Consider the following 10,278-nt stretch of genomic DNA (forward strand, 5'->3'; position numbering starts at 1 on the left):
TAACTAACAGTTAAATTATTTACTTATAAATTAACAATAGTTCAATTGTAGTAATTTGGCTTACTTGATAAAATAGTAGTAACAAAAGCTTTTGATTTTACTATTTATTAAGGAGTATTAGTTATTATGAAGATAAATGAAATTATAAAAGAGAAAAGAATAACTCAAGGATTAACTCAAGAACAGGTTGCTGAATCTCTTGGAGTATCAACTCCTGCTGTAAACAAGTGGGAGAAGGGGATTAGCTATCCTGATATAACTATATTACCATCTTTAGCTAGGCTTTTAAGAGTAGATTTAAATACTTTACTTTCTTTTAAAGAGGATTTAACTGATATTGAAATAGGACATTTTTTAAATAAATTAGTGGAAATAATCAGAAGTGAAGGTTTTGATATAGGTTATGAAAAGGCAATGGATAAAATTCATGAGTATCCAAACTGTGATAAGTTAATTTTAAATATAGCAACTATACTTGAAGGTAGCTTATTTATGTTTTCAATTGAAAATATAGAAGATTATGAGAAAGACATTGAAAAATTATATGTAAAAGCATCTAATAGTAGTGATATTGAGATTGCTAATCAAGCAACTTCTATGTTAATTAATAAATATTTAGGAAGGGAAGAATATGAAAAGGCTCAGGCTTGTATAGATAAACTTCCTAATATTACTTATGATAAGACTCAACTACAAGGTAAGCTTTACATTAAAGATTCAGAATTTAATAAGGCATCAGAGCTTTTTGAAAGTAAATTAATATCTAAAGGAAATGAGGTATTAACTATTTTAAGATTTATGATGGAAATTGCTTTAAAGGAAAAACGTAACAATGATGCGAAGTACTTTGCAGAAGTTATAGAAAAAGCAATAGAATTATTCGATTTTTGGGATTATAATTCATATGCTGCGTATTTCCACTTGTATTCAGTTCAAAAAGATGTTGATAAATTAATTCCTATTTTAGATAAGATGTTAACTTCAATGAGGAAGACGTGGGATATATCAAATTCTAAATTATATAAACATATAAAACCTAAAGAAAATAAAGGGGATAGTAGTGAAATCTTTTTCTCTAGCTTTTTAAATGCACTTAAAAATGATAAGGATAATGAATTAGAATTTTTAAGGGATAATAAGGAGTTTTTAGAGCTTATAGATAAGTATAATAAATAAAGCTTGTATAGATACTATTAAATAAGCACAGAGCCCAAAGGTTCTGTGTATTTTTGAATTAACCTAAGGGTTTAGCTGATAAATGAAAAGATAGTTATTTACTGAAAAACTTTTTTTATAATAAAATTAAATAAAATGAGAAGTAAGTTACTTGTGAAGCAACAACTCAATTAATTATTAATATTATTGAAGAAAAGAGTAGTAAGTATATTAAAGCTAGTATCTTAGTTAGGTAACTCTTTTAAATTAAAATATATCTGTTAGCATAATAAATGAATCTATAACTTATTGAATTGTTATTAGCATTTTATTCGTAAATAATATACTCGTAAATGATGTTAAATATAAAATATAAATAGCCAAAAACTTCAAATTAACCATAATATCTTATATAATAAATAAGTAAAAGGAGATGAGAAGTTATGACATTACAGCAATTAAAATATGTAGTCGCCGTTGCAGATAAGGGAACAATTAGTAGTGCTGCAAAGGAATTATTTATTTCTCAGCCAAGCTTAACTAATGCCATTAAAGAATTAGAAGAAGAAATGCAAATTACTATATTTAATAGAACTAATAAGGGAATTATAGTATCAAATGAAGGAAATGAGTTTCTTGCCTATGCTAGACAAGTTCTAGAACAGTTTAATCTTTTAGAGGAAAAGTTTTTAAATGTAAAGAAACAAAGTCCAAGATTCTCAGTATCTACTCAACATTATTCTTTCGCTGTAAATGCATTTGTAGATGTTATTAGAGAATTTGGTGGAAATAACTATGATTTTACTATTAGAGAAACTCAAACTTATGAGATTATTGATGATGTAAGTAGGTTAAAAAGTGAAATAGGAATTTTATATACCTCATCTAAAAATGAGGAAGTAATTATGAAAATTATTAAACAAAATGATTTGGTGTTTGAGAAACTATTTATTGCAAAACCTCATGTATTTATTAGTTCAAAACATCCACTTGCTAAACTTGATATAATTACATTAGAAGATTTAGAAGAGTATCCATATCTTTCATTTGAACAGGGGGATTATAATTCTTTTTATTTTTCAGAGGAAATTTTAAGCACTCTTGATCGCAATAAAAATATAAAGGTAAGGGATAGGGCAACTCTATTTAATCTTGCTATTGGCTTAAATGGATATACTGTAAGCTCTGGTGTAATAAGTAAAGAGCTTAATGGAGAAAATATAATCGCAAGGCCACTTAAGGTATATGAACATATGTGTATTGGAACTATTGTACAAAAGAATATGTCTTTAAGCAGATATGGGAAGGCATATATGGAATTCTTAAAGAATCATGTTAGTGATTATATAGAGTAAAAATAATTTCGCAGCTTATAAATTAATATAGAATTAAGAATTAAATATGTGGTTGATATAGTTTAAAGCTATATCAAACGCATATTTTTTTGTATTTTTAAATAATAAAAAATTAATCTATACTAAATTTATAATATAAATAGAGACAGGAGAGAAATAATATGAGTAAAGATTCACCTTTTAAATTTGATATTGTCGGAAGTTTTTTAAGACCTGATTATTTAAAGAAAGCTAGAAAAGACTATTCAGATGGAAAGATTAATAATGAGGAATTAAAAAATATAGAAGATAAAGCTATTACAGAGTTAATTGAAAAACAAAAAAATGTAGGACTACCTGTTATTACAGATGGAGAATTTAGAAGAAGTTCATGGCATCTTGATTTTATGTGGGCATTTAATGGAGTGGGGCATAAAAAAACAGAAAGTGGTATTCCATTCCACGGAGAACCAGCACTAATTGATGACACATTCCTTATAGGAAAAGTTTCTCTTGATAAGCATCCATTTGTAGAACATTTTAAATTTGTAAAACAATTTGAAGATGAAAATACAGTTGCACGTCAAACAATACCTGCACCAGCACAGTTCTTATTTCAAATGATTACTACAGATAATATAGAAAAGACTCGAGAAATTTATCCTAATGAAGAAGAGATTATTAATGATATTGCAGAAGGGTATAAAAAAGTAATACATGATTTATATCAAGCTGGATGTAAAAATCTTCAATTTGATGATTGTACGTGGGGAGTATGTGTTGATCCAAATGCTTGCCTTATTCTTGGAACAAATGAAGATGGACTACAAAAAGTTATTGAAAAATTAATTAAAATAAATAATCTTGCTATCGAAGGTAAACCTAAGGATATGGTAATTAGTACTCATATATGCCGTGGAAATTTCCATTCAACATGGGCTTGCCAAGGGGCATATGATAGAGTAGCAAAATATCTTTTCGCAAATGAAAATGTAAATGCTTTTTATTTAGAATTTGATGATGAGCGATCAGGTGGTTTCGAATCATTAGAATATGTAAGTGATAATAAAAAAGTAGTATTAGGACTTATAACTACAAAAATACCTAGACTTGAAAGTAAAGAAAATATAATAAATCGTATAAGAGAAGCTGAAAAATATATCCCATTAGAAAGATTATGCTTAAGTCCACAATGTGGTTTTGCATCAACGGAAGAGGGAAATAAGATTACAGAAGAAGAACAATGGGCAAAGTTAAAATTAGTTAAAGAGATAGCAAGTGAAGTTTGGAAATAACATAATAAAAAAAGCTTATTAATACTCAAAATAATGTATTAATAAGCTTTTTTAGTTGAATTTGATTTAAAGTTAATTTTATTATGAAAGAAAATAAAGATATTAAATTTCTTAAATATATAATGAAGTTCAGTAAATGTTAACTATAAATTATTAAGAATAGATGTTAAGATAAATATGTAAGAAAAATGCAGGGGGGAATTATGAAAAAAAGATATATACTATCAGTAATATTATTTGTTTGTAGTTGCATGATAATTTTAACTTTATATCATAAAAGAACTGTAGAAAGTAACAATAATGTAATAGTGAATGAGGAAACAAGTAAAGTTGATAATAATGTTAATGAAATTGTGGAAACGGGATACGAAGATTTAGAAGAACTACTAGACGATGAAGCATCCAATAAGAAATTTCAAGGTACAGTATTAGTAGCAGATGGAGATGAGATTGTATTTGCAAAAGCATATGGATATGCTGATACTGAAGAGAAAATAGAAAACAAATTGACAACACGATTTGCTATTGCTTCAAATACAAAACAGTTTACTGCAACAGCTATAATGCAATTAGTTGAACAAAATAAAATTAGTCTTGATGAAACTATAGATAAATATTTTCCGAATTATAAGTATGGTAATAAGATTACAATAAAGAACTTATTGCAAATGAGATCTGGTATTCCTGATTATCTTAATGAATTAGATTTATTTATGAGAGACGAAGATACTAAAAATATTCTTAAAGAGTATGAAAGTAATGTTTATTATGATAAATATGTTGAAGATTATAGGTGGTCATCAGAAATAATATTGAAAAATCTATATTTAACTGAGTTACTCTTTGAGCCAGATGAAGAATATGATTACTGCAATACAAATTATTATTTGCTTGGATTAATAATTGAAGAAGTAAGTGGTATGTCTTTTGGAGATTATATAGAAGAATATATATTTAAACCATGTAAAATGGAAAGTAGTAGTATAATACCATTAAACTCTGATGCTAAAGGACATGGAAGTGATGAATCAGGAGAAATAGTAGCTAATCCTGAATTTACTTATGCTGCTGGTGCAATTTATTCTAATATTTTTGATTTATTTCGTTGGAGTAGGAAGTTACATAAAGGTGATATTATAACAAGGAAATCTTATGAGGAAATGATAACTCAGATAGATGATTATGGTTATGGGCTTTTTGTAAAAGATAATATTATAAGCCATAGTGGGTTAATTGATGGTTTTACTTCAAATATGGAATATGATATAAAAAAAGACCGTATAATAATAGTATTAGAAAATATTGATTCAGAAACAGATAATTTAGATGCTAAATATCATACAAATCTAATAAGAGAATATTTAGATGAAGAAGTTGAAGAAGGAGCCATTAATTAAGGACAAGCTACTCGTCAAGTAGTAACTAAATATTAATATATTGAAGAAAATAGTATTAAGTATAATAAAATTAGTTTAGGAGTTAGTGAACTAGACAATGGTTAGAATAAACCATCATTTTATTAATATATAATAGGCTATAGTTATAAAACTATAGCCTATTAGCTTTCTTACATATTAACCAATACCCCCATATATTAATCCTAAGATTATTACAAGAATAGTAGTTGGTACAAAAATATACTTACCAAAATTCATAAACCACATTCCCATTTTATGTTTAGCACCTAAATTTAACTTATCCAAAGTTTCTTTTGGATCAAGAATGTAGAAGAATACTATTGCAGTTATTAATGCACCTATTGGAGAAAATACAATAGTTATAAAATCTGTGAATTTATTAAATGCTAAATCACTTAAGCTTAGTGGAATAGATAGTATAAATGCTATTGAAGCAGTAATATATACGCTCTTTTTTCTAGTCCATTTTGTTAAGTGCATAACTGCTTCTACAGGTCCTTCTAGCATTGCGATAGAAGATGAAATAGAAGCAAATATTATACTTAAAAAGAATAAAGCACTTAGCACTTGTCCAAATGGCATAGTCTGGAATATACCAGGAACAGTTACAAATAATAAAGCTGGTCCAGCAGTAGGATTAAGACCTAAGGCAAATACTGCTGGCATAATCATAAATGCAGCTAACATAGCAGCAAGAGTATCAAAGACTACAGTATTTACAGCACAATTTGGGATATCAAATTTTTCATCAGTGTAGCTTCCGCACATAACCATGCAACATCCAGTTAAAGATACTGTAAAAAAGGCTTGCCCTAGAGCCATAACCCAAGTATTTGCTTTTAATAAATAGGACCAATCAGGTGAAATAAGATATTTTACCCCTTCCATAGAACCAGGTAAGCTTAAGGACTTTGCTATTAAAAGGATAAATATAATAAATAGTAAAGGTATTATGATCTTATTTATTTTTTCTATTCCTTTAGAAATCCCAAAACTAACTATAATTAAAGTTATTAGAACAGCTAATCCATGCCAAAGTACTGCACTATTGCTATTTGTAAAAGTAGTGAAGTAAGTTTCTATATCTATTTTTGAAATCTCACCAGTTAAGCTAATTGTAAAGTATTTTAATACCCATCCAATAACAACTGTGTAAAACATAAAAATTCCAGTTAAACCTATAGTGGGTATTGCAGATAATAATTTGCCATACTTTAATTTCTTTTCTTTAAAAATCTTTTGAATAGCACCCATTGATCCTACTCTAAATTGTCTACCAAAAGCAAATTCTGCTATTAAACCAACAGTACCAAGAAGTATAACAAAAATGAAATAAGGTATTAAGAAAGCAGCCCCTCCATTTTCACCTAATTTATAAGGGAACATCCATATATTCCCTAGGCCTACAGCAGCTCCAACACATGATAGAATAAAGCCAAATTTACTTGTGAATTTTTCTCTTTTTTCTTTGTTTTCCAATCTTTTTACCCCCTAATGAATTATACAAAAATTTATATAAAAAAAGTCCCATAGCTTATATGCTATGAGACCCTTTGCCTAGGATTATAAAAAGCCTCATAGCATTACCTATGAGACTTTGTTTTATTGTAACTTAAAAACTTCAGCCATCATAGATACAAAACACTGAATACGTGCGGTTTGTATCTATGAAAGTCATTATATAGATACAAACCTATCTAAAAAAGCTAAAGAAAAAGCTGTTATTTAATTTTAAAATTGATAGGTCTGCTTTAATTTTCATAATTTATCTCCTGATGTATTAAAATATTAATAGAATAATACCAATAAAATATATATATGTCAATATTAAATTTATTTTGTAAAATACTATGCATAAATAAAGATGAAGGATATGGATTAGAGTTATCTATTTGTAAAAGAATAATTGTCTTATCTAAAGGCAAATACATTTAGATAGTAAATTTGGAAAATATACTAAGAATATTAATAACTGTACCTTATTAAATAGTAATACTTATAAAAATAGAAGTTAATATTTGATTAATATACATACCGTATTGTGAAAATGAATTATATACTGTCTACTTGGCAGGGGGGATTTTAAAATTGAAATGCGGTATTTTTATTTATTATTCAGAGATAAAATATCAATATATTATGAAGTAAATAATATTTGGTAAGCTTATAATATTAATTTACATAATATGTTATAATTAAGTAATAATTGGAAAAGGTTAGGTTGATAAATAGGAATTTAGGGAGGTTAGGTGTTCAGCCATAAATTTTGATTATATTGTCAAAATTAAGGGGTGAAAGTGTAAGTTTTAATGAAATAGTAATATGGAGGCTAAATATATTAAGGCTTAGAGATTACGAAAATATAAAGTTATAGAGAGGTAAAAATGCAAATAGGAGAAAAAATAGTATTTGATAGATACCAATGGCGCATACTTGACATAAAAAATAATGCTGCTTTGATTATAACAGAAGATATAATAGAACAACGTGCTTATCATGATGTTTATAAAGATACTACATGGGCTGACTGTGAGTTAAGAAAATATCTTAATGGGGAATTTTATGATAAATTCACCGCAACAAACAGATTAAGAATAATTCCTGTAATAAATAAGAATTCAAATAACCCATGGTATGGCACCAATGGTGGTGAAGATACGAAAGATAGAATTTTTTTATTGGATATTGAAGACCTGGTATGCAGATATTTTGGTGATAGTAGTGCTAATCTGAATAATCGTGGTAAGAATCAAAAATATTGGTTTCAAAGAAAAGATAAAAACAATAGCAAGAGAAGTGCTATCTTTAAGGAGGGGTTATGGTGGTGGTGGCTTAGGGCTCCTGGTCGCCATAATGTAAGAGCTGTGTATGTTCACGGTGATGGTAATATAGGTATCCAAGGAAATAATATATTCAGATGTAACATAAGTCTTTTTCACTACTTAGGTGATAATAAAGGTGGAGTTCGTCCTGCTTTGTGGTTAAAACTATAATTTAAATTGTGGCTAAAAAGTTAGACTTGTGATGGACAATATGCAAGGTTTAAAATAGAGAAAATAATGTGTTAGGATAAGCTTTTGAGCTAAAAATTGAAATGATGACACTAGGGTATAATAGGAGGAATTAATGGAGTTTAGAAAACTAGAATTAAAATATATAGATGATGCTGTTGAGTTAGCAGTAAAAGAATATAAAAATGAATGTATCAATAATAAGCAACTATTGGTAAAAAATTATAGAGAAAAATTGCGAGAATTGTTAGTTGATATTTTTAGCAGTAAATATGGATTATTAGCAATTCAAGATGAAGAACTAGTAGGATATCTAGTATTTTGGGGAGGATTTCAAGGTCAATTTGGAAATGTAAAAGGTTCATTTTCACCATTGTTTGGAAGTGCATTTGGAGGAAGAAACAGAAAAAAAACAGCATCCTTATTATTTGAACATGTATCTAAACAAATGATTAAAGATGGAATATTTAGTTTTGCAATTTGTAAATATGCATATGATAAAGAAATTATAGAATCATTCATATTGAATGGCTTTGGAATTCGTTGTAGTGATGCAATAAAAAAATTGACCAATTTAGATGAAGCACCGATAAATAGTGGATGTAGATATGAAGAAGTTAGCTATGAAAAATCTAGTGACCTATTAGACTTAATAAATGGTCTTTCTAAGCATATGAATGGAAGTCCAATATATATGCCAACATCATACTTAACAGCTGATGAGTTTGCAGTAAAATGTGCAGAGAGAAAAAATAGATTTTTTGCTGCATATAATGATAATAGACCTGTAGGTTATATTGAAGTTTGTGAAAAAGCTGAAACATTCATTTCAGAGGATGAAGAAGTGCTAAATATCTGTGGCACTTATGTTGAGGAGCAATATAGAAATAGCTCAGTGGCACAAGAATTATTATTATTTACTATGAAAAAGTTATCAGATGAAGGTTTAAAATACTTAGGTGTTGATTGTGAAACTTTGAATCCAACGGCAATTAGATTTTGGACAAAACACTTTGAAAGTTATACTTATAGCTTTGTTAGGAGAATTGATGAAAGAATTATGGAGATTTAATGAAAAGGTAATTATCCCATTAAGAAAGGTGATATGAAGTGAGAGGAGTATATACAGAAAAAATTAAAGATATTAATCATATCAATATGTTAAAAGAAGTCTTTATAAAAATAAAACCAGAGTGTAAAGAAGATATAGATATAGATATAGATATAGAGAGATTTTACGATAAGGATAAAGGTGTCGATAGAACTTATAATGTTTATAAAGTAAGGGTAGATAAGGAAATATTTATTCTAAAAAAGTCAGATGATAATGAGCTAGGAGTTTATGAAAAATTACTTCATGATAAGGATTTACCTGTGCCTAAGTTTGAGGGATGGACGTGTGTTAATAATACAAGGTGGATATTAATTGAATATATTCCTGGAATAGATTTAAGAAAATTTAATAAAGATATAGCTCTTGAATGTGCTGATAGTCTTTCACATATCTTTAATATGTATTGGCAAGAAAGTCATTTTGAAGAAAATAAGGTAGACAACCGTTTTGAAAGATATTGGACAAGAATAAAAAAAAGGGCAAATTGTCTTAAATATGAATCAAAATTATCTTCTGCATATAGCATTTTTTTAGATAGACAATTAACATGCCCACGTACTTTATGTAATGGAGATTTCCTTCAGTGCAATGCAATAAAAAATGATGATGGAATTACTTTAATTGACTGGGGATTTGCTGGCTTTATGCCCTACTCATTAGATATTGCACGACTAATAGTACATGGCTCAGAAGACTTCTTCCCATTCCCTTTTTATATGACGGATGAATATAGGCAGATTTTCTTAAAGGAAGTATATAATAAGTTGCTATATAAACCAGATTATAAGCAGTTTATATGGGATGTAACACTTTCATGTTTAAATGAATGCATTGAATTTATAGAAAGTGAATTGAAAGATAACTCTAGAGAAAGAGATGAAATATTTAATTATTATTATAAAAATGCACATATTTTATCAGATATTATTTTGAGGGGAAAAGAAATTAAAG

At 27.7% G+C, this 10,278-nt stretch carries 8 protein-coding genes; 7 read left to right on the plus strand and 1 reads right to left on the minus strand.

Features of this window, described 5'->3' with window-relative positions:
• Nucleotides 1-126: 126 nt before the first annotated feature.
• The 4 genes from E6248_RS08830 to E6248_RS08845 all read left to right on the plus strand — a co-directional run bounded on the left by E6248_RS08830 (nt 127) and on the right by E6248_RS08845 (nt 5,181).
• On the plus strand, nt 127-1,176 hold the full coding sequence (locus tag E6248_RS08830; protein WP_316340449.1) for a helix-turn-helix transcriptional regulator: 1,050 nt from the start codon (nt 127-129) through the stop codon (nt 1,174-1,176).
• A gap of 422 nt (nt 1,177-1,598) precedes the next feature.
• Nucleotides 1,599-2,510: a LysR family transcriptional regulator gene (locus E6248_RS08835; RefSeq protein ID WP_316340450.1), complete on the plus strand. Its 912-nt coding sequence runs from the start codon at nt 1,599-1,601 to the stop codon at nt 2,508-2,510.
• Nucleotides 2,511-2,671: 161 nt separating this feature from the next.
• The gene (locus tag E6248_RS08840; RefSeq protein WP_316340451.1) at nt 2,672-3,784 is read left to right on the plus strand and encodes a 5-methyltetrahydropteroyltriglutamate--homocysteine S-methyltransferase; all 1,113 of its coding nucleotides are present in this window, start codon (nt 2,672-2,674) and stop codon (nt 3,782-3,784) included.
• A 203-nt stretch (nt 3,785-3,987) separates the two neighbouring features.
• On the plus strand, nt 3,988-5,181 hold the full coding sequence (locus tag E6248_RS08845; RefSeq protein WP_316340452.1) for a serine hydrolase domain-containing protein: 1,194 nt from the start codon (nt 3,988-3,990) through the stop codon (nt 5,179-5,181).
• A 177-nt stretch (nt 5,182-5,358) separates the two neighbouring features.
• Here the strand turns inward: E6248_RS08845 and E6248_RS08850 are convergent, their stop codons facing one another.
• On the minus strand, nt 5,359-6,681 hold the full coding sequence (locus E6248_RS08850; protein ID WP_316340453.1) for a sodium-dependent transporter: 1,323 nt from the start codon (nt 6,679-6,681) through the stop codon (nt 5,359-5,361).
• Between the two features lie 905 nt (nt 6,682-7,586).
• On the opposite strand from E6248_RS08850, the gene E6248_RS08855 reads away from it, so the two are divergent.
• The 3 genes from E6248_RS08855 to E6248_RS08865 form a co-directional block, all read left to right on the plus strand.
• Entirely contained in the window at nt 7,587-8,195 is a 609-nt protein-coding gene (locus E6248_RS08855; RefSeq protein ID WP_316340454.1) for a DUF6273 domain-containing protein, read from the plus strand.
• Nucleotides 8,196-8,328: 133 nt separating this feature from the next.
• Nucleotides 8,329-9,285 (plus strand): GNAT family N-acetyltransferase, encoded by a 957-nt coding sequence (locus tag E6248_RS08860; protein ID WP_316340455.1) that lies wholly within the window; start codon nt 8,329-8,331, stop codon nt 9,283-9,285.
• Between the two features lie 38 nt (nt 9,286-9,323).
• Nucleotides 9,324-10,278: phosphotransferase (locus E6248_RS08865; protein WP_316340456.1), on the plus strand; the 955-nt coding region annotated here is incomplete at its 3' end.

Source organism: Clostridium sp. (genome assembly GCF_032552055.1).
Taxonomy (GTDB): Bacteria; Bacillota; Clostridia; order Clostridiales; family Clostridiaceae; genus Clostridium.

Bases quoted from the DNA above. Each gene is read 5' to 3' on its own strand.
- E6248_RS08855 (WP_316340454.1), top strand. From the start codon at position 7,587: ATGCAAATAGGAGAAAAAATAGTATTTGATAGATACCAATGGCGCATA.
- E6248_RS08835 (WP_316340450.1), top strand. From the start codon at position 1,599: ATGACATTACAGCAATTAAAATATGTAGTCGCCGTTGCAGATAAGGGA.
- E6248_RS08830 (WP_316340449.1), top strand. From the start codon at position 127: ATGAAGATAAATGAAATTATAAAAGAGAAAAGAATAACTCAAGGATTA.
- E6248_RS08845 (WP_316340452.1), top strand. From the start codon at position 3,988: ATGAAAAAAAGATATATACTATCAGTAATATTATTTGTTTGTAGTTGC.
- E6248_RS08840 (WP_316340451.1), top strand. From the start codon at position 2,672: ATGAGTAAAGATTCACCTTTTAAATTTGATATTGTCGGAAGTTTTTTA.
- E6248_RS08860 (WP_316340455.1), top strand. From the start codon at position 8,329: ATGGAGTTTAGAAAACTAGAATTAAAATATATAGATGATGCTGTTGAG.